The following is a 17,091-nucleotide window of genomic DNA, read 5'->3' on the forward strand; positions in this document are numbered from 1 at the left end:
GCTATGATGCGCTCGACGCGGCTCCAGCTGGCGGCCCCATCCAGGAACTCCTTGAACCTGCGGACCTTGTTCGTCTTCGGTGACGGTTGATCGCGTCCATGTTGCCCTTCAGCTCGCCGATCTTGGCTTCACGTACCTTGATGTCTGTGTTGTCCATCATGCTGCCAACCGGCAAGCCAAGCCAAAACACGCCGTCCACATCATGGCGGGCGGTTCTGTCTTGTATGGCCATTATCGGCGCGAGGTCGGAACTCGTTCGGTAAAGTTCGGCTTCCAACTGGCTGCAGGACTTGCCCGCGTATACGCGGACGAAACCAGCGTGGGCTTGATGTCGGCTGGGCGAGTAGCGCAGCCCGACAAAACGCTGATGGCTACAAACGCACATAACTTGATTCATGCTTCCCCCAAAATGCCCGCGGCTAGCAGGCGCTGAGGGCAGGACGAAGTCTATTTGCCTTGACGGCATGCGGAATATATTCCTATTTTGCGGGATGCCGCACCCTCGCCGACACGAAGCCGTTTCCGAATATCACCTCGCCAAAATTGAACGATAGGCGTGGCTTCTGACGGTAGAACTCCGCGACGCGCAGTTGTCGCTCAAGCCATTTGGCGAGCATTGGGAAGCGATCGACCATCTGCATCGGGACATAAAGCGGGCGCTCAATCTGCTTAACAATAGGCCGGCGGACTACGAAGAACCACATTTCGCGCCTATGTCGCGAGGGTGAAGAACTAGCCTGTCAGTTTAGTGAAGTCGTGGCGCCGCGCGCGAACATGTGCCAGCAAATTCGTTTCGTTTACGACCCCTGATTGAAAGAGATTCAGCGTGGTCGAGGCCAGAATCTGACCGTCTATCGGGGTGCTGTACCATTTGGCGTCGGCGGTTACCTGGTCGACAACCCGCTGGCAGATCGCCCGATCTTTAGGTCTAAGGAACTGACTTTTCGGTGCTCGTAGCATCTCGACGCCTTGAAACGGGGAGTCACTGTCTCCCGCGCGATACCCATGCGTGGTCTCCGAGCATGGACCCTAAACGCATTCAGACGGAAAATTGCCATTCGTTTGAGTGGTACCGATGTCGCGTGGATAAGTGGCGGTCCGCGAGCTAATCCACCATGTCGCGCAGCGGCTTCTTGCGCTTTGGCGTCCTGTACTTCTCGACCAGCCTGACCTTGTCGATGTCGATCGTCACCAGTGGTCCCAGATCGACGGTCACCCTGCCGCCTTCCTCGTCTACGCGCGTGATCTCTCCGGTAAGCTCGATCTGCTGCCCCTTCTTCACCTTGGTATGATCGATGATCGAATGCGGAAAGCTATAGCTCGGAATCGAGACGTTTACGCAGTGCTGAATGACCCGTTTGCGAAGGCGGCCGGGATCGCCACCTCGTCACGAATGGAAATTCCGCGCGCCGTTCCATGAGTCTGGTGCGCTCGGTGCCTTACTCAAGATATTGCTAATTATGGATGAGCCCGCTTCCTCCAATCGATGGATGAAGCCGATCGTGGGCCGGTGCTATTTTGATGCATCGCGCGACTTACCCGACAAGAGCTGGCTCCAGGGGCAAAATATGAGCAAGACGACTCTCATTGCTATCGCAATCCTCGCGATCAGTGTCGGCTGTGCCGAAGCCAAGGACCGTAAGGTCGAAACCGCGACGCTCGGCACGTACGCCAATTCGAAGAACCTGCCGGTTTGTACCGCGTCAAGCTCACCCTTCGAAGTCCTCGGTGATGAATGTTTTCTCGTCACAGGTTCGATGATCTATGGCGACATCGCCGAACTCTCCCGGACAATCACTTTGAGTTGGTAGCCTAACCAACAACCTCCCAGCGCGGCCTCCATTCTCCGGTATGAAGTTGTTGCGTCGCAGGGGCTGCCTTCGCCCAGATATCGACCCAGTCTTCGCGCGTCGCCAATACCGGCGCAATCCCCCGTCACCACGGGCCTCTCCAAAATTCTTATGCCGTCCGCACCTGCGGTCGAGCGTGTCGCGCCAACACAGCAGCGCCTCTGCATCGTTTGGGCAACCCAACGCATAGCTTCCGGTCCGGAAACTCGCTTACGCGTCTCATCGTCCATTCGGCAGTGGAAAATTAGGCCGATTTGGCAGTGCTCAGATTCGCGTAACTGTCCTGCGATCCGCTCGGAGAGGATGGCGAGTGGTTGCGGCAACTGCGCCTCAAGCGGGCTGGCGACCGCCGTCTACAGCGCGCTGCTGCGGAGCAGCGCTGACGCTGCGTTCGTCCGGACCGTCGCAAGACCGCTTGATTGTATCCGGCCTGGAGACAGACCAACGCCGGCGCAACCTCACCCTGAAACCAAAAGACAATATCGATGACGTCCAACAGCTATGCTCTCAAGGGTTCAAGCGCCTGCAAACATTTCACCATGCTAATTTCGCCATCGCCGCTTCGATAATGACGGCGCCATCAGTTTCATGGCGCAAGCCGCTTCATGAACCGGCTAGAAGACCCCACCCCAAAAGCCGCTGATCGATTTGAGCCGCAGTAACGAAGTCTAACCGGGTTCCCACTACAAGAAGCTCAAACCGCGCAAGACCGCTGATCGATACGGCCACGATCTTCAACGGTCTTGCCCAATGGAAGCCGCCCCAATGGAAATCGCCACGAACGGCCATACGACTAGCCATCTGATGACGTCACGGCGCTATGCGCCTCTCTTCTGGACGCAGTTCCTTTCCGCCTTCAACGACAATTTCCTCAAGAACACGCTGGTGTTCCTTATTCTGTTCACCCTGGCGGCGGACAAGCACTTGCATGGCGGATTGAAGCGTCGTCATGCGTATCCTAGTCCCTTCATGCGCTGATAGGGTCCGCTCCCACTGCTCGCACAATGGCGTGTCCACAGCCGGTATCAGGGCTGTTAGTGATCTTCACACGCGCACCAATGCGCCTTGTGGCAGTTCTTCTCCCTCGAGATGCAGCTATCGCCGCACGCCTTCCCGGCGGAGCACGTCTTGCAGCAGCCCTCGACCGGGATTGTCGACCAGGGTATTGCGGATCCGGGCGCATGACGATCGGCGCCGTCGGCATCAGAATGCCGGCAATCGCCGCAGCGGCGACGAGTCGAAACATGGTTGCCCCCTCACAAGGAAGGAGGATCAGAGCATTTGTGATGGCTCAAGTCGAGGGAGGTGCAAACGTGATGAAATGCAAGGTTTTCGCCCACTGCCTCACGGTGGAGGGCTCTCCTTTCATCGTGACATCCAGCCGTCCGGCCCGTTGTCTGAGCGCATTGTCTCGTTGAGTTGCCGAAGCCGCTCTTTTCTCGCCGCCTCGGCCGCGGTCCGTAGCGGGTGAAGGGAAAAGCCTCGAGCTTGGAGGCAGAGGGTCACCGCCTTATGCCAGCGAGGCCCTCGCCGGGTCCACATCTTGAGCTGCTCAAGGGCTTCCTTCGCATTGTTGCAGCCATGCCTGACACCGGTTTCAGTCTTCACGAACACCGGAGGGACGAACCAGATGGGCGCCATGATACCTCCTACTCAGGGGAGAGATACACGTTGGCCTCCTTGGCAGCCGCCTCAAAGGCTTCACGCACCTCTTGGGGGGAGGCGCTGCCCTGGAACGCATCGACGCAGGATTGGACCGCCTTGGTCCACTTCGGGCCCTTTGTGTCCCACCCCATGAGTTCCTCGGCGGCTCCCTCGACGTGGCTGACCCCATTGCGAATGCCCGGACGTTTCGTCTTCACGTAGACCGGGGGAGCGAACCAGAGGGGACCCATAAGGGGGAACTTAGAGCGCCAAGAGCCCGCTGACCAACCCCGCTTTAGCCGCAGCTAAGGAACGATGTAGGCCCTCGCGGGTTTAGAACTCGCAGCGGTCCTTCTTGGATGTGCAGCCGCTGTGGGGGTCCGTCGCCTTTCTCACGGGCGGCGGGCTCCTTTCGCGAAGGCGGTGTTGGTCAGAGAACCTTTACCGCAACTCAAGTTAGCTACTTGTCATTGGGGGGAGTAATGTCCCCTCCTCTTTTGCAGCAGCCAGGAATGCCTTACGGGCCTCCTCAGCAGAGGCGCCGGTAAGGATCCCAGCTAGCGCATGCCTCTGATGAACGCGGCCGCGCAGCTCATTGACGATCGCCATGTATGCGCCGAGCGGGATCGCGTCGAAAACCTCGAGCACGGCGGCCATGCCCTGCTCCACTAGGTCCGGACCGGCCAGCAGCAAGTCAGGCCGTCAGGCTGCTTTCTTCGGTGAGCGCGTGGTTCGCCGCGGCCCTCAGCCAGGACACACAGGACCAACCGTGCATGCTCAGCGCCATGATTGTCGATCAGCCGGCGGATGGAGCCGACGGCGCGCGTCTGGCCTTCTCTCGGATAGCGGCCCTTGGGGACGATCTCTACGTGGAATTCGCCACAGAGGGCAGCAACGCGCGGGTCGACGTCGGCTGTTGATCCGCGACTCCATCCTTCTCGCGCAAGAATCCAGCGCCTCCGAGCGATCGACGCACGATATTTGCACCATTCTAACGGCCGCTGCAAGAGTGATGCACGATGGACAGTGGTGGGGCACGCGTTGACGAGATGTCAAGCAGTCAGGATTTTCGCTTCCTTGGCGGCGTTGAGAAATGCCACGCGCGCTACCTCCGGTGCGCTGCCGCCGCCGAGCACCTTCATGCACGCCATGCGAGCCTGGATGCGGCGCCCGGTTTCTCCAATGGGCCAGCGGTAAAGCAGCATTTCGGCGGCTTCGCGGGTGCTCGAAACACTGACTTTGCCGGAGGACAGCAAAACGGTCACGGGCTCTTCGAACGTGCCGACGTCTCGTTCGCAGGTCATATGCTGGTCTCCTTTCGCAATCTCCCCAAGACCTTACGGGTGAACCATCCGTTCCGTTGCGTCACGTTTGGCCCGGTGGGCGAACATTCTGTGAGGATGGGACCTCGTCCAGAGCGCGGGCTTGATCGCTCAGACTAGACTCGCCAACCCGTTGCGGTCCTCAAATAGCGAGAATCGTCCTTATCGTTACGAGCCCGCTATGCCTTGGTCAGTTGCCGGCGCTGATATCGGAAACGAAGCGCGGAAGGGCACTCTGCCGCCCAGAGTAACCGGCCTGCACGGTGAAGACGAGAAGGACGCTCTTCCAAGCGCGGAGTTCGAATCCTCCCTCACCGCCATAAGTCATTGTTTACATCAATAAAAATACAAGAATAGGTTGGGCGCCCGCCATAAAGCCCGCCTACCGAAAACGGGTATTCGCGGCACGTCAGCTTACGACACAAATATGCGGGGTTGATGTTTCGACCTGGTAGATGGCAGAGATCAACTTCGGCCTCGCTAAGCGAAGTCGTGGGGTTCATGCGACAGCGGAATCAGGATACGCGACGAGCACCCCGTGCCGGGTCAACCTCGCCGTCGGCAAGTACCGATCGGTGCGGAACCAAGTGGATTCACGCTTGTCGGCAGCGGACGCCGGCGGTGGCGATCAGCACCCGAGCAGGCTCCTCATTAGCGAGACAAACGTCCAGAGCGGAGGCCAATCTTGGCACGCGACCGCGCCATCCTGAACGACCGCTCTCCTCGGCTTAGTCAAGCATACCTGCGGAATGAAGCGCCTGGCCGGTGACAAATGAATCTCTGCTGGACCGGCGATGATATGGGGAGGCGCTCGCAAATCGCGCCCCACGCGCGGGTTGATCGGTTGATCAACATCAAAGCTTGAATATGAGAAATGCGCTAACTGTGACGGCGGTGGTCACCGTGGCTCGTGTGTCAGCAGATGTGGTAAGGTTGAGTGTCGGCGAGTGGCAGAGGTCCAGCAACAATGACTTTGAGACGAACCAGAGCTTACGGCGCATCCGGCTTGGTTCTAGCGGTTTGCACTGTGTTTGCTTGGCAGAACGCCACTGCCGCTCAAAATTGCAACGCAGCCGCGACGCCTGGCGTCAATTGGCACGAGTGTGACAAGAAGCTTCTCATCCTAGAAGGACAGGACCTGAGCGGAGCGAACCTGTTCGGTGTTGATTTCACTTCGACCGACCTCAGGAACAGCAATCTCGTTGCCGCAAATCTTGAGAAGGCAACGCTTGTGCGTGCTTCCCTGGCCGACTCGACCGCCAAAGGCGCCCGGTTCGACAGAATCGAGGCCTACAGGACCGACTTCAGCCGTATGGACGCGCAGGGCGCTGTGTTTGCGAGCGCGGAAATACAGCGCTCGAATTTCCAGGACGCCAATCTGACCAATGTTGATTTCACAAAGGCAGAATTGGGGCGTGCGCAGTTCCATGACGCCGATATCAGCGGCAGCCGCTTCTCGTTTGCCAATCTCGCACGGGCGGACTTCCGGGGAGCGACGTTCACCGCGCCGATAGACTTTGACCGCGCCTTTTTCTTTCTGACCCGTATCGAGGGCGTCGACCTTTCCAATTCGGTGGGTCTGTCCCAGTGGCAGCTCAACATGGCTTGCGGAGACGCCCGGACCGAGTTGCCTTCTGGCTTGACGAGGCCTGAAGATTGGCCCTGTCAATTCCAGCAGGAATAGTTGTCGGCAAGCGAACTGCGGCAATGCTGCACCCGACAGGATTTGAACCTGTAACTTCTGCCTTCGGAGGGCGCAGATCCTCCGCCAAGGTGGCACGTTTCTGCGGTATTGCTATGGCGAAATCGCGGCCGAAGGGTGTTTGTGCCCCTTCCGTTCACCGCTACCGGTTCAATCGAACCGGTAGCTCCTGTCCTAATAAGTGGCAGCAACTCTTGTATCGTCGAGAATGACTACCATCGTCGTGATTATCATTCAGAAGCCTGGCACCAACGCGTCGATCATACTCGCCTCGCAGCACTTGAAATAGGCCGCGGCATCTTGGGGGGCTTAAGCTTTCGTCGGTCAAACGCCTGTCGAATGCATCTAGAGCGTTCATTCAGCAGCTTGGTGAGTCCGTTCGACCGGCGTGTACTCGTTTGTCGAAGGTTCAGGAATACAGTCGCAACGGCCTCACTATGTGATCTGGAAGGTCAACTGCTGATCCTCCCGCTCAACTCCTAATCAGCGGATGCCGGGCGAATGGCGCTCCAGGCCGCTACTTGGGCGACGAATGGAGGCATTCACTCACGACCGCTGCGGGTTCTTCGACGACCCGCTGTCTTATGACTTACCTTGCGTAGACACAGCTTGTGAAAACGCGCGATAAGGTCGGCCTGCGCTAGATTCAAAGATGGCCGGGGCACCAGAAGATGGCACACCGAATGTGCAACGCAATGCTTGGCTTCGCGGCACTTGCCCTAGCCGCGTGCCAATCGGCTCCTGAAACGTCGCAACCGGCCACTCTCGAACCTGCGTTAGAACCTGGTGCCACTCCTCCCCAACCTGCCTTGGTTCCTTCCGGCTCCGCAATCATGCATCAATCCGTGGCGGTCACTCCCCCTGGCAAGGGCGTTCCAACAAAGTACGCTGCTTTTTCGGGTCTATGGGCCGGACGACTGGATGGGATGTATGACGCCAAACTTGCTGTTCAGACGATTTCTTCCGATGGGAAGGTGACGGTCACCTATGCGTGGGGAAATCTGGGCGACAACTATCCGGGGGAGGCCGCCGGCGCTGGAAGAATTGTGGGGACTACGTTGAAGCTTGAGCCGCTACCGAATGGCGCGGAGGTCAGTTTTGTTATGCTGTCCGACGGAGCCCTCGCCGGAACCGTTAGGCTTGCTGGCCAGACCTACACGGGCGCGTTCCTCAGGCAATGATCAAAGACGCATCTGAAGGGCTATGGAGAGGGCCAAACGACTGTTCCAATTTTGCAGCCTGTTGTTACCGGAGTGGGGGCCGTGCAGGTCGTGATCCCCAGATGAGCCAACTCGATGCAAATGGTCGTCGAACTTCTTGCCCGCCGCCTTGACGGCAAGCGCGGCCTGATCACCCTTCGCCTCCCGAATGACGGCCTCGATGCTCTGGCGGTTGATATGCGAGAAATAGCTGTCGCCGGTCGGCTCGAACCATTTCGCCATTTTCACCTCAAGAGCCTATCCAAGCCGCTCTGCGCCCTTGAAGAGCGGACCTCTGATGTCGAGGATCCCGACGTTGCCACGAATTGACAGCCGCTCGCCGTTGTCGGCGCGCGCAGCACGGTACGCCTCGAGCGCCTCAGGGGTCGGATCATTTTCGCGAGAAGCGATTTCGAGCAACTGCTCAATGCTCTCAGGCAGCATTGCCCAAGAGGCGGACATGTCACTGTCATAGGCTCGCATGCGTGATCTCCTTCGGTGACTGAGAATCGGTAAGCGCTATTTTCCCTGCACGTTGACGCGGGCGCTTTCGAGGGATGGCCTTCGAATCGGGAACGGTATCTGGTCTGATCAGGCTGCTGCTGCTTTGGCGAAGTTGAAGGGCAGCAGATCCTCGATGGCTGCGTTCTCGGGGCGCTGAGGTAGTTCAGTGAGGACGTGGCGCAGCCAGGCTAACGGCTCGACGCCACAGGCGCGGCAGGTCAACATCAGGCTGTAGATGACGGCGCTGGCCCTGGCTCCGTCGACGGTATCGCTGAACAGCCAACTTTTCCGGCCAGTGGCAAAGATTCTGATGTCACGCTCGAGAAGATTGTTGTCGATCGGCATGCTGCCGTCCTCGGTGTAACGAGTCAGATATCCCCATTGGTTCAGGTGACCTGCCACTGAATTTTCATCCGGCTGCAGTTAGAGCCTCGGCGGGTTTTACGCCGTATGGCGCGGGTTGAGCAACGGGTGATCGGCGGAGCTGGTCGGGGTTGCGCAGCCGATCGTCCGTTGCGGTGAGATTGGCGGCATAGGCCGCAGGCGTGATGTATCCGAGCGCCGAATGTGGGCGCGATCGGTTGTAGTCGTCTGCCCATTCGGCGATGGTTGTTCGGGCATGGTCGAGGCCGAGGAACAGGGTTTCGTTCAGCAACTCGTCGCGCATCCGCCCGTTGAAGCTTTCGCAGAAGCCCGTTCTGCATCGGCTTGCCCGGCGCGATGAAGTGCCATTCCACCTGATGATCCTTCGACCAGGCGAGGATCGCGTTCGAGGTGAACTCGGTCACGTGGTCAGAGACGATCATGCCCGGCTTGCCGCGCCGGGCGATCAGTTCCGTCAGTTCACGCGCCAGCCGGCGGCCGGAGATCGAGGTGTCCGGGATCGCAGCCAAACATTCGCGCATCACGTCGTCGACGATGTTGAGGACGCGGAAGCGCCGGCCGCAGCCGAACTGGTCATGGACGAAATCCAGCGACCAGCGCGCGTTCGGCTTCGCCTGAACCAGGATCGGTGCCCGCGTTCCTACCGCTCGGCGCCTGGAGCGTCGCTTGCGCACGGCCAGTCCTTCTTCGCGGTATAGCCGGTAGATGCGGTTGATGCCCGATGCCTCGCCTTCGCGCCTGAGCAGAATGAACAGGCGTCGATAGCCGAAGCGGCGGCGCTCGTTGGCGAGGTCGCGTAACCTTGTGCGCAGCTCCGTCTCCGGCGGACGCCGGGACCGATAGCGGACCATCTTGCGATCAGCACCGACGAAGGAACAGGCCCGACGCTCCGACACGCCCATGGCGGCCTGCAGATGCGCGACGGCTTCGCGCTTGGCGGCGGGCCCTACCATTTTTTTGAAAGAAGCTCGCGCAGGGCCGACGCTTCCAGCATCTGGTCGGCGAGCAGCTTCTTCAGCTTCGCGTTCTCGTCTTCCAAGGCTTTCAGCCGTTTGGCATCGGAGACGTCCATCCCGCCATACTTCGCCTTCCAGTTATACAGCGTCGCCTCGGAGATCCCATGCTTGCGCGCCAGGTCGCCCGCCTTTGCCCCCGCTTCGTGCTCACGCAGAACCGCGATGATCTGCTCTTCCGTAAACCGCTTTCTCTTCATCAGTCCGTCCTTCAATCGAGGCCGGACTCTAATCTCAGATGAAGGAAATTACCCGTGGCAGGTCACCACCGCCCAAGGGCATGAAGCGGCCAGCGACGCAATGGGTCAAGCCGGGGATCAAAGCCCGCGTGAAGCACCTCAGGGGCGAGGAAGACTTACGACACGCCTCGCTGCAGGATTTTTGGGATGAAGACTAGAACGCCGTTTGTGTCTCGAAGGCGCGACAACGCAAAGTTCACCGGCCCGGCCAGCGCCGACTATTTGACAAGCGCGCAAATGGCGTATGCTGTCAGCGTCCAAGCTGTTGGGGACGTAGCGGCTACATGCGCTTGTGCTACCCACCCTGGAGCTGGGGAAGTAACCGGCAAGCTCCTAGAAATTAGAGCATTTGAATTTGATGCGCTGGCACCGCCACCTATGACGACTTTTGGCTTGGGACACCAAGCCTGTGCGGATTTGTCTGGGCTTGTATCACTCGCGCTTGCATACTGGGTGATTTCCCAACCGCCGACGGCGTCCTTCCCCGCCGGACCCTCAGCCCCCATTGCACCTTTAGGTCCCTGCTTGCCGGGAAGACCTTGTGGACCGACCGGCCCTTGGGGCCCTGGGGGGCCCGCCGTTGTGCAACCTGCAAGGAGGGCGACGCATGCTAGAATGGTAATAATCCTCATGACCACCTCCCCGGTTTCCCGGTGAGTTGACGACAAAAAACATTCGCCAAATCAACCGAATGTACCACCACGCGATTGTCGTGGATAGGAACGCGATCGGCGGCCAACGGAACGTCGCATATGCGCCGTGACGACGGGCGGCCAGCAATCGTGGCGTAGAGTGTTGACGCGCCTTCCTTGCGCTAGGGCGGTCGGGTCGTTTCGGCGCTCTGATCATCCGCTCCTTAGAGAAATGCTTCGCGATCAGCACCGTGTTCAAAGCAGAACCAATGCGATGGTTTCCTAGGTTTGGCGAAACCCCATCCTGCATTCTTGCCGCAGCCGGGATGCTCGCACCTATGGTGCTGAATGCCGGGGCGCGTGACAGGCTCCATTGCACCGGGAAGGCGGATCAGCTCGTCGCTCATTGGCCAGTTTCTTTGCTCAGATTTGGTTGAAAGATTCCATAGCCGGTCTTGACGATCAAGGAAACGGTTCCTTTCTGTTCTCATGCCGGAACAACCAGAAAAGTGGCCGAGAGGCGCCCCATGGACGCTGATGCATGCCCACAATGCGGGACAAGTGGCTCGCATCAGCTGCGGCCACTGCAACGTCAAGCGCTTCTACAGGCCGCTGGAACTGCGGGAAGTGATCGGCAACGTCACCATTGATCAGGTGCCCGCCAAAGTCCGATGCGAAAAATGCGGCCGCAAGGAATCGATGCGGGCGGAACTGTTCCACCCTGTCGGTAAGGAATTGGAGACCATCCGTTTCCGTCGCCTTGTCGAAATCAGGTGGGAGCGACGCGTGATTTGGAAAGATGAGCTGTGACCGATACTTTGCCCTGCCGAGTGCCTCATCGATAGCGCCTTCTGTATGACCGGGACTTGCCGACGGGCTTTGAGCTGCCGAACCGGTCACGCCTCAGCTTCGCTTTCGCGAGCTCGGCGGCTATGTAGGCGGCTGACTCCTCAGTTGCTCGCCGGGTCTTTTCCCGTAACCGCTCCAATTCTTCGGGCGCGAGGCCAGAAGCTTGTGGGCTAGCTGGGGTCGAGCTAAATCCCGGCGCCGTAGCGGGCCGCATCCATGTCGCAAAGGCAGGCTTGATATTCAAAATCTCGCTGCAGGACGGAAACCTGCTGCATCCCCAGAACTGCCGGCCGGCAAATCTCCCCTGCTTGGCCGTGCGAAGCTTCATTGGCGCAGCGCATTGTGGACACTGCAGCCAGGCAATTTGTCGGGAGACTGACTGCACGCTGGGCACCATAGGCTCGTCCCCGGTTCTCAGATTCGCCCGAATTCCGAAGCGGAAGCAGCGTCCCGGAAGGCTCGTCCAGGCAGTTCCCGATAGGGGAGATCATGTCCGGCGAGGGAACTGCCTGCTTGTCGAGAGGAAGCCGGACCGAAGCCAGCCCGTCAAGGCCGCAGCCGCTTCGCGGTGGCGTGTGCCGCGCCAGCCTTGACCGGCAGTTTTCGGCTCGGCGGCCGCTTTGGACGCAGGCAAGCCTCCGGCACGAGCGAGACGGCTCCACCCCTCGGGGTGCTTTACTCCGGCAGTTCGTCGCCCCTGATCGGTGCCTTCCCTTTGCCGGCCCGCTTCAGGATGTCCAGCGCCTTAGGGATGTCGGCACGGGCAGCGCGTTCCTGAAAGTAGCTTTCCGTGCGCAGCGCCGAAAGCTTCTCAGCGACTGCCACATTAATGAACTGGTTGAGCGGCACGCCCTCGCTCTCCGCCACCTTGCGCGCCTCATCGAGAAGCGAGAGCTGAAGCCGCAGTGCGAAATTGCTTCTCCTCATGTCTTTCTCTCCAATCGTCTCAGCGCCTCACCCGGCGACAGGACCATTATACTGAAGCGCTCGGCCACCTTGCCGAAGTCGCGCAGGTTGAACGTCACTATAGCATCCGCCCGTCCGTTTACCGCAGCTTCCAGCACCATGTCGTCGTTCGGGTCGCGAACGGCGGGTCGCCAGAGGAAGAGAAGGCGAACCGGCTCGGCGACGGCCGCCACGGCATCTAGCAACGCGTTCACATCCTCAGCCGACAGGCCAGAAGCCTCAAGGTGCTCGGGCCTCGTCATGACCGCCTCGTACTCGATCATCAACGTCACCGAAGCGATGAGCGTCAGCCGGCGCTCCAAAGCCGCCACCAACAGTTGGCGCGAGGCACCAGCGTCACTTCGGATCGCAGCCACCATGGTCGCCGTATCGAGAAGCAGTCTCATGCAGGCATATTGGATATCGCGTGCGATATTGCAAGAGGACGGAGCTTTTGTTAATTTGGCCCGGCTTCGGAATTCCAAATCGCAGCGCGCAAGTATTTGCACGCCACACTACGGCCGCGCGGCAACTGAACTTGTCTTGCCGATCATCACGCCGCTCAATGCCCTTGATCTACACAGAAGAGCGGGCATGCCATGGTGGACGAGGCCAAACCTGGGAACGACAGCGCAAGCCACGATTACAGGGCTGACATGTCGGCACGAGACATGGCTGAACGAGCCGTCCTGTCGATCGCCCGTTTGTTGGGTCGGCAGGTTGCTCGGGAGCATTTCGAGGAATTGCAGGCGGCCAACGACAACAATGTTCATCCTCTTGAGAAAACACCGTCAGAAGGGGAGGATGGGGACGGCGGCGGACAATAGCAACGAGAGGAAGAGGAGCGGTTCATGACCCGTGTCGCGCTGTATGCTCGTTACTCATCTGACAACCAGCGTGAAGCCTCTATCGAGGATCAGCTGCGGCTTTGCCGAGAGCTCGCGGCCAGGGAGAGGTGGACTGTCGTTGGGACCTATGCCGATGCTGCCATATCCGGCTCAAGCATCATCCGTCGACCAGACATCCAGCGGCTTCTCGCCGATGCTCAAAGCGGGCAATTTGAGATCGTTCTAACCGAGGCACTCGATCGCTTGTCACGCGACCAGGAAGACGTAGCCGGCCTCTTCAAGCGGCTGCGCTTTGCCGGTGTCAAGATCGTCACTCTCTCTGAGGGCGCCGTGGACGAACTGCACGTGGGCCTGAAAGGAACGATGAACGCGTTGTTCCTGCGCGACCTAGCCGCCAAGATCAGGCGGGGCCAAAGCGGCCGCATATTGAACGGCTACAACGCCGGCGGCCTCTCCTACGGCTATCGCGTGGTCAAAAAACTCGATGAACGCGGCGAACCGATCCGCGGTCTGCGCGAGATCGATGAGGATCAAGCCGAGGTCGTGCGTCGGATTTTTCGGGAGTTCGCGGCTGGTCAATCGGCACGTACGATAGCTGCAGGCCTCACCAAGGAAGGTATCCCGTCACCCTTTGGGGGTGCGTGGGGCGCCTCGACCATCAATGGCAATCTCAAGCGGAGAAGCGGCTTTCTCTACAACGAAGCCTATATCGGGCTGCTCGTCTTCAATCGTCTCCAGATGCGCAAGGATCCCGAGATTGGGAAGCGCATCTCGCGGCCGAATCTGCCGGAAACCTGGCAGGTCGTTGAAGTGCCGCATCTGCGTATCATCGACGATGAGCTGTGGGATGCGGTGCAAGCCCGTAAGAAGCTTTATGGAGGCATGAAGCTCCATCACCGCCGACGGCCGAAGCACATGTTCTCGGGGCTTGTGCGATGCGGCCGCTGTGGCGCTTCCTATACGGTGAAGAACAGAGACCAGCTTGCTTGTGCCGCGCACCGTGAGAAAGGCACTTGTACCAATAACAGGACGATCCGTGTTGGCGAGCTTGAGAAGCGTGTGCTTGCAGGTATCCAGCGGCGCTTGCTGGCGCCAGATGCCATTGCGGGCTTCCTTGCTGAATATCATGCTGAGCATAAGCGACTGAACGCTATGAACCGCGAACGGCAAAGGGAAGTCGAAAGGCGGCATGCCGGCATCGACAGGCAGATCGCCAACATCGTCGATGCCATCGCTGACGGTGTCGCGACGACCGGCATGAAATCGAAGCTGCTGGACCTTGAGCGCGAAAAGGAGAATCTGGCCCGAGAGCTACAGGCGATGGCGGCCGCAGAAAGCATTGTGGAGTTTCATCCGGCAGCGGTGACGGTTTGCCGTCGGCTAGCATCCGAGCTCCAGGACGCGTTGCAATCCGATGAGTGTGAGCGGCAAGAGGCGGCGAGGATCATCCGCTCCCTGGTCACGGGAATTGAGGTCATTCCGACGGAGGGTAGGGGACAGGTTGAGCTGAAAGTCCGCGGTGCGCTGGCAGAGCTTCTCAACCTGCCAAATCGTAAACCAGGAACAGCGCCTAGCGCTGCAGTGATGGTAGCGGGAGAGCGCTACCGCCTTCCCCACACTCATCGAACTCCCAGTTCCAATTTCGCTGCTGCGGCTGAGCGAGGCGCGCTATCCTAATTGCGGCCTGGCGGGTGACGGCATGGGGCCCAGAAGCCGACGTTCACGAAAGTGAAGTCAAGTTTGGACAGCCCCATCAATTTCCAATGCGATACGCATCAGCTGCTCGATAAAGTCGCTAACTACTCTCGATGGACGTCGGTTGGGTGGCAACAACAGAAGGGTTCGGAAGGAGATTCCCGGGAGAAATGGACGGAGGCTGAGGTTTCCGTTGAGATAGGGAAGGGCAGTCAAAGGATTGACCATTCCGCATCCAAGCCCCGCATTGACCATCGAGCAGATGGTGGTGGAATAGGGGGTTTCTAGAACCACTTTGGGCTTGATGCCGTGATCAGCGAAGATGGCCTCTGCTTCCCGTCTCGTAGTGTCCTCCGGAGCCAACGCGATGAAGGCCTGCCCATGGAGATCGGCGGGACGGATCACTTCCCTCCCCTCTAGCGGATGGCCCTTGGGCATGGCGATCGCGACCCGGTAGTTCCGGAATGGGTGGGCTTCGACGCCCGCGAGATCGATCTCGTCCGCCGCCAGGCCGACGTCGAACTGGCCGGAGGCGACGAGTTCTTTGACTTCCGAGGATAGCCTTGCCTGAAAGGTGATCGCAACGTCAGGGTGACGGTGTTGAAATGCCTTTAATGCCTTTGGCATTACATTCGTACTTAATGCGGAGAGACTTGCGATCCGGATTTCCCCCGAACCGAAGTCGCGAATCCGCGCCGCGGCCCCTTTCAAATGGATGAGGCCGGAGAATGAGGTCTCCACTTCCCTGAAAAACAGGTTGCCTTCTGCCGTCGGCGACATCCGTCCTTTGATGCGGTGGAAGAGCGCGAAACCGATGTCGCGCTCCAGTTCTTGGACGGCCTTGCTCACCGCAGGTTGTGAGATGCGTAGTATCTCCGCGGCGCGTGAGGCGGTTCCAATCGTCATCACGGCGTGGAAGACCTCGATCTGGCGAAGATTCATGGCGCACCTATAACCTGAGAGAATAGCACATCCCGATCTTGATATTGGACGGAATAGGTTTTGTCATGCTGTAACTGTCTCCAACACATGAGGAGCAAGCATGAACGATCTCACCCAATGCGTTGTGACCCCCAAAGTCAAAACAGACGGCTTCGAGGCTCTGGGTGCAGCCGTCCATCGGGCTTCGACGATCGTATTCGCGGATGCCGCAGCCTACGCCACTCGCGGCCAGCGAGGGCCTGACGGCTATTCCTACGGCCTCTACGGCACCCCGACGACGCGTACACTGGAGCAAAAGATCACTCAGCTCGAGCAGGGTCACCGGACGCTTCTTGCGCCATCGGGCCAGGCCGCAAACGCAATCGCAATGCTCGCCGTCCTCAATGCCGGAGACAAGGTACTGGTGGCGGACACGGCCTATCCCCCGGTCCGTGATTTTGTGAACACCGATCTGGCAAAGTTTGGCGTCCGAGCGGAGTACTACGATCCCACTTCGCCCGAGGGGCTCGAACGTCGGATCGACGGGAACACGAAACTGGTGTGGTGCGAGTCCCCCGGTTCGACGACCATGGAAGTCCAGGATCTGCCGCGGATTGCCGAGATCGCGCATCGGCACGGCGCGCTCGTCGGATTCGACAACACCTGGGCGACCCCTCTTAACTTCAAGCCCCTCGTACATGGGGCCGACATCGTGACCGAAGCGCTCACCAAATATATCTCGGGCCATTCCGACGTGCTGATGGGATCGATCACGGTGGCTTCCGAGCAGCTTTTCAACGCGCTCAAGGCGACTATGGGGCGCGCCGGGATCGGTGTTTCCCCCGACGACGCCTCTTTGGTGTTGCGGGGCATGGAGACTCTTGGCGTGCGAATGAAACACGCGCACGACGGCGCGACGGCGATGATCAACTGGTTCCGCGGCCACCCAGCCGTCGAGCGTGTGCTCTACCCCGCCCTGCCGTCTTCTCCCGGGCACGAATTCTGGAAGCGCGACTTCCTCGGCGCGAGCGGAGTGTTCAGCGTGGAATTGGTTCCCGAAGCACTGCCGCACGTGCCGGAGGCGCTCAATACGCTAGAGACGTTCGCCATCGGCGCCTCGTGGGGTGGGACACGCAGCCTCGTTGCCCCCATGCCCGTGAAGAGCAACCGCTCCGCGACGACCTGGAGTGGGCAGGACCTCCTTCTGCGGTTCAGCGTGGGGTTGGAATCGCACGACGATCTCATGGCCGATCTCGAGAAAATGTTGGCCCAAATCCAAGCACGGATCGACGACGAGCGGTTCGGCAAAGAAAACATCCGGCAATCAATGCTGTGAGTGAACAC

22 protein-coding genes and 2 pseudogenes are annotated in these 17,091 nt (G+C 59.4%); 9 read left to right on the forward strand and 15 right to left on the reverse strand.

All coding sequences use genetic code 11. From position 1 onward, the window contains the following. Position 1: 1 nt before the first annotated feature. The 3 genes from NKK47_RS31315 to NKK47_RS31325 form a co-directional block, all read right to left on the reverse strand. Positions 2–397 (reverse strand): hypothetical protein, encoded by a 396-nt coding sequence (locus NKK47_RS31315; protein ID WP_352579516.1) that lies wholly within the window; start codon positions 395–397, stop codon positions 2–4. An 82-nt stretch (positions 398–479) separates the two neighbouring features. Next, positions 480–704: a hypothetical protein gene (locus NKK47_RS31320; protein ID WP_023680684.1), complete on the reverse strand. Its 225-nt coding sequence runs from the start codon at positions 702–704 to the stop codon at positions 480–482. A gap of 401 nt (positions 705–1,105) precedes the next feature. Next, positions 1,106–1,282 carry a hypothetical protein gene (locus NKK47_RS31325; protein ID WP_023680685.1) on the reverse strand — a complete coding sequence of 59 codons (177 nt, stop codon included), beginning with the start codon at positions 1,280–1,282 and terminating at the stop codon, positions 1,106–1,108. Between the two features lie 67 nt (positions 1,283–1,349). Here NKK47_RS31325 and NKK47_RS31330 point away from each other — a divergent pair, with 67 nt between their 5' ends. Further along, complete coding sequence (locus tag NKK47_RS31330) at positions 1,350–1,811, forward strand: hypothetical protein (protein ID WP_352469333.1); 462 nt, start codon at positions 1,350–1,352, stop codon at positions 1,809–1,811. 804 nt (positions 1,812–2,615) lie between these two features. Further along, positions 2,616–2,828 carry a hypothetical protein gene (locus NKK47_RS31335; protein ID WP_352579517.1) on the forward strand — a complete coding sequence of 71 codons (213 nt, stop codon included), beginning with the start codon at positions 2,616–2,618 and terminating at the stop codon, positions 2,826–2,828. Positions 2,829–3,499: 671 nt separating this feature from the next. Here NKK47_RS31335 and NKK47_RS31340 read toward each other — a convergent pair. Together NKK47_RS31340 and NKK47_RS31345 are read right to left on the reverse strand one after the other, a co-directional pair. Continuing rightward, positions 3,500–3,745, reverse strand: coding sequence for a DUF982 domain-containing protein (locus NKK47_RS31340; protein ID WP_352469334.1), 246 nt, complete (start codon positions 3,743–3,745; stop codon positions 3,500–3,502). A 205-nt stretch (positions 3,746–3,950) separates the two neighbouring features. Continuing rightward, on the reverse strand, positions 3,951–4,151 hold the full coding sequence (locus NKK47_RS31345) for a hypothetical protein (protein ID WP_352579518.1): 201 nt from the start codon (positions 4,149–4,151) through the stop codon (positions 3,951–3,953). 116 nt (positions 4,152–4,267) lie between these two features. Here NKK47_RS31345 and NKK47_RS31350 point away from each other — a divergent pair, with 116 nt between their 5' ends. Next, a complete protein-coding gene (locus NKK47_RS31350; protein ID WP_352579519.1) occupies positions 4,268–4,414 on the forward strand; it encodes a hypothetical protein in 147 nt (48 codons plus the stop codon). A gap of 132 nt (positions 4,415–4,546) precedes the next feature. Here NKK47_RS31350 and NKK47_RS31355 read toward each other — a convergent pair whose 3' ends face one another. Further along, on the reverse strand, positions 4,547–4,798 hold the full coding sequence (locus NKK47_RS31355) for a DUF982 domain-containing protein (protein ID WP_023722956.1): 252 nt from the start codon (positions 4,796–4,798) through the stop codon (positions 4,547–4,549). 985 nt (positions 4,799–5,783) lie between these two features. On the opposite strand from NKK47_RS31355, the gene NKK47_RS31360 reads away from it, so the two are divergent. Both NKK47_RS31360 and NKK47_RS31365 read left to right on the forward strand, forming a co-directional pair. Continuing rightward, positions 5,784–6,500: a pentapeptide repeat-containing protein gene (locus NKK47_RS31360; RefSeq protein WP_352579520.1), complete on the forward strand. Its 717-nt coding sequence runs from the start codon at positions 5,784–5,786 to the stop codon at positions 6,498–6,500. Between the two features lie 944 nt (positions 6,501–7,444). Then, on the forward strand, positions 7,445–7,699 hold the full coding sequence (locus NKK47_RS31365) for a hypothetical protein (protein WP_352579521.1): 255 nt from the start codon (positions 7,445–7,447) through the stop codon (positions 7,697–7,699). Here the strand turns inward: NKK47_RS31365 and NKK47_RS31370 are convergent, their stop codons facing one another. From NKK47_RS31370 to NKK47_RS31390, 5 genes and pseudogenes are all read right to left on the reverse strand, one after another. Then, on the reverse strand, positions 7,700–7,960 hold the full coding sequence (locus NKK47_RS31370) for a hypothetical protein (protein WP_352579522.1): 261 nt from the start codon (positions 7,958–7,960) through the stop codon (positions 7,700–7,702). It abuts the gene before it with no gap. 15 nt (positions 7,961–7,975) lie between these two features. After that, positions 7,976–8,200, reverse strand: a complete 225-nt coding sequence (locus tag NKK47_RS31375) for a hypothetical protein (RefSeq protein ID WP_352579523.1) — start codon at positions 8,198–8,200, stop codon at positions 7,976–7,978. Positions 8,201–8,308: 108 nt separating this feature from the next. Then, a pseudogene (locus NKK47_RS31380) lies at positions 8,309–8,614 on the reverse strand (IS66 family transposase); the annotation flags it as partial. A 16-nt stretch (positions 8,615–8,630) separates the two neighbouring features. Then, a pseudogene (locus NKK47_RS31385) lies at positions 8,631–9,818 on the reverse strand (IS3 family transposase). 895 nt (positions 9,819–10,713) lie between these two features. Next, complete coding sequence (locus NKK47_RS31390) at positions 10,714–10,896, reverse strand: hypothetical protein (RefSeq protein WP_352579524.1); 183 nt, start codon at positions 10,894–10,896, stop codon at positions 10,714–10,716. A gap of 130 nt (positions 10,897–11,026) precedes the next feature. Between NKK47_RS31390 and NKK47_RS31395 the strand changes: the two genes are divergently transcribed. Then, positions 11,027–11,299: a hypothetical protein gene (locus NKK47_RS31395; protein ID WP_352579525.1), complete on the forward strand. Its 273-nt coding sequence runs from the start codon at positions 11,027–11,029 to the stop codon at positions 11,297–11,299. Between the two features lie 25 nt (positions 11,300–11,324). On the opposite strand, the gene NKK47_RS31400 is transcribed toward NKK47_RS31395, so the two are convergent. The 3 genes from NKK47_RS31400 to NKK47_RS31410 all read right to left on the reverse strand — a co-directional run bounded on the left by NKK47_RS31400 (position 11,325) and on the right by NKK47_RS31410 (position 12,690). Beyond that, positions 11,325–11,735 (reverse strand): topoisomerase DNA-binding C4 zinc finger domain-containing protein, encoded by a 411-nt coding sequence (locus NKK47_RS31400; protein WP_502905090.1) that lies wholly within the window; start codon positions 11,733–11,735, stop codon positions 11,325–11,327. Between the two features lie 278 nt (positions 11,736–12,013). Further along, the gene (locus NKK47_RS31405) at positions 12,014–12,265 is read right to left on the reverse strand and encodes a toxin-antitoxin system HicB family antitoxin (RefSeq protein ID WP_352579526.1); all 252 of its coding nucleotides are present in this window, start codon (positions 12,263–12,265) and stop codon (positions 12,014–12,016) included. Then, positions 12,262–12,690, reverse strand: a complete 429-nt coding sequence (locus NKK47_RS31410) for a putative toxin-antitoxin system toxin component, PIN family (RefSeq protein WP_352579527.1) — start codon at positions 12,688–12,690, stop codon at positions 12,262–12,264. The genes NKK47_RS31405 and NKK47_RS31410 overlap by 4 nt, the downstream gene beginning before the upstream one ends. 192 nt (positions 12,691–12,882) lie before the next feature. Between NKK47_RS31410 and NKK47_RS31415 the strand changes: the two genes are divergently transcribed. Both NKK47_RS31415 and NKK47_RS31420 read left to right on the forward strand, forming a co-directional pair. Next, positions 12,883–13,110 (forward strand): hypothetical protein, encoded by a 228-nt coding sequence (locus tag NKK47_RS31415; RefSeq protein WP_352579528.1) that lies wholly within the window; start codon positions 12,883–12,885, stop codon positions 13,108–13,110. A 24-nt stretch (positions 13,111–13,134) separates the two neighbouring features. Further along, positions 13,135–14,808 (forward strand): recombinase family protein, encoded by a 1,674-nt coding sequence (locus tag NKK47_RS31420; RefSeq protein WP_352579529.1) that lies wholly within the window; start codon positions 13,135–13,137, stop codon positions 14,806–14,808. A gap of 57 nt (positions 14,809–14,865) precedes the next feature. Here NKK47_RS31420 and NKK47_RS31425 read toward each other — a convergent pair whose 3' ends face one another. After that, entirely contained in the window at positions 14,866–15,768 is a 903-nt protein-coding gene (locus NKK47_RS31425) for a LysR substrate-binding domain-containing protein (protein WP_023680715.1), read from the reverse strand. A 100-nt stretch (positions 15,769–15,868) separates the two neighbouring features. Here NKK47_RS31425 and NKK47_RS31430 point away from each other — a divergent pair, with 100 nt between their 5' ends. Next, positions 15,869–17,083 carry a trans-sulfuration enzyme family protein gene (locus NKK47_RS31430; protein WP_023680716.1) on the forward strand — a complete coding sequence of 405 codons (1,215 nt, stop codon included), beginning with the start codon at positions 15,869–15,871 and terminating at the stop codon, positions 17,081–17,083. The last annotated feature ends 8 nt before the right edge of the window (positions 17,084–17,091 follow it).

Source organism: Mesorhizobium sp. M0019, from assembly GCF_040323975.1.
Lineage (GTDB): Bacteria > Pseudomonadota > Alphaproteobacteria > Rhizobiales > Rhizobiaceae > Mesorhizobium.

Bases quoted from the DNA above. Each gene is read 5' to 3' on its own strand.
- NKK47_RS31370 (WP_352579522.1), bottom strand. From the start codon at position 7,960: ATGGCGAAATGGTTCGAGCCGACCGGCGACAGCTATTTCTCGCATATC.
- NKK47_RS31425 (WP_023680715.1), bottom strand. From the start codon at position 15,768: ATGAATCTTCGCCAGATCGAGGTCTTCCACGCCGTGATGACGATTGGA.
- NKK47_RS31390 (WP_352579524.1), bottom strand. From the start codon at position 10,896: ATGAGCGACGAGCTGATCCGCCTTCCCGGTGCAATGGAGCCTGTCACG.
- NKK47_RS31400 (WP_502905090.1), bottom strand. From the start codon at position 11,735: ATGGTGCCCAGCGTGCAGTCAGTCTCCCGACAAATTGCCTGGCTGCAG.
- NKK47_RS31335 (WP_352579517.1), top strand. From the start codon at position 2,616: ATGGAAATCGCCACGAACGGCCATACGACTAGCCATCTGATGACGTCA.
- NKK47_RS31365 (WP_352579521.1), top strand. From the start codon at position 7,445: ATGTATGACGCCAAACTTGCTGTTCAGACGATTTCTTCCGATGGGAAG.
- NKK47_RS31405 (WP_352579526.1), bottom strand. From the start codon at position 12,265: ATGAGGAGAAGCAATTTCGCACTGCGGCTTCAGCTCTCGCTTCTCGAT.
- NKK47_RS31395 (WP_352579525.1), top strand. From the start codon at position 11,027: ATGCATGCCCACAATGCGGGACAAGTGGCTCGCATCAGCTGCGGCCAC.
- NKK47_RS31330 (WP_352469333.1), top strand. From the start codon at position 1,350: ATGACCCGTTTGCGAAGGCGGCCGGGATCGCCACCTCGTCACGAATGG.
- NKK47_RS31430 (WP_023680716.1), top strand. From the start codon at position 15,869: ATGAACGATCTCACCCAATGCGTTGTGACCCCCAAAGTCAAAACAGAC.
- NKK47_RS31315 (WP_352579516.1), bottom strand. From the start codon at position 397: ATGAATCAAGTTATGTGCGTTTGTAGCCATCAGCGTTTTGTCGGGCTG.
- NKK47_RS31360 (WP_352579520.1), top strand. From the start codon at position 5,784: ATGACTTTGAGACGAACCAGAGCTTACGGCGCATCCGGCTTGGTTCTA.
- NKK47_RS31420 (WP_352579529.1), top strand. From the start codon at position 13,135: ATGACCCGTGTCGCGCTGTATGCTCGTTACTCATCTGACAACCAGCGT.
- NKK47_RS31345 (WP_352579518.1), bottom strand. From the start codon at position 4,151: ATGGCCGCCGTGCTCGAGGTTTTCGACGCGATCCCGCTCGGCGCATAC.
- NKK47_RS31340 (WP_352469334.1), bottom strand. From the start codon at position 3,745: ATGGGTCCCCTCTGGTTCGCTCCCCCGGTCTACGTGAAGACGAAACGT.
- NKK47_RS31415 (WP_352579528.1), top strand. From the start codon at position 12,883: ATGGTGGACGAGGCCAAACCTGGGAACGACAGCGCAAGCCACGATTAC.
- NKK47_RS31320 (WP_023680684.1), bottom strand. From the start codon at position 704: ATGTGGTTCTTCGTAGTCCGCCGGCCTATTGTTAAGCAGATTGAGCGC.
- NKK47_RS31355 (WP_023722956.1), bottom strand. From the start codon at position 4,798: ATGACCTGCGAACGAGACGTCGGCACGTTCGAAGAGCCCGTGACCGTT.
- NKK47_RS31410 (WP_352579527.1), bottom strand. From the start codon at position 12,690: ATGAGACTGCTTCTCGATACGGCGACCATGGTGGCTGCGATCCGAAGT.
- NKK47_RS31375 (WP_352579523.1), bottom strand. From the start codon at position 8,200: ATGCGAGCCTATGACAGTGACATGTCCGCCTCTTGGGCAATGCTGCCT.
- NKK47_RS31350 (WP_352579519.1), top strand. From the start codon at position 4,268: ATGCTCAGCGCCATGATTGTCGATCAGCCGGCGGATGGAGCCGACGGC.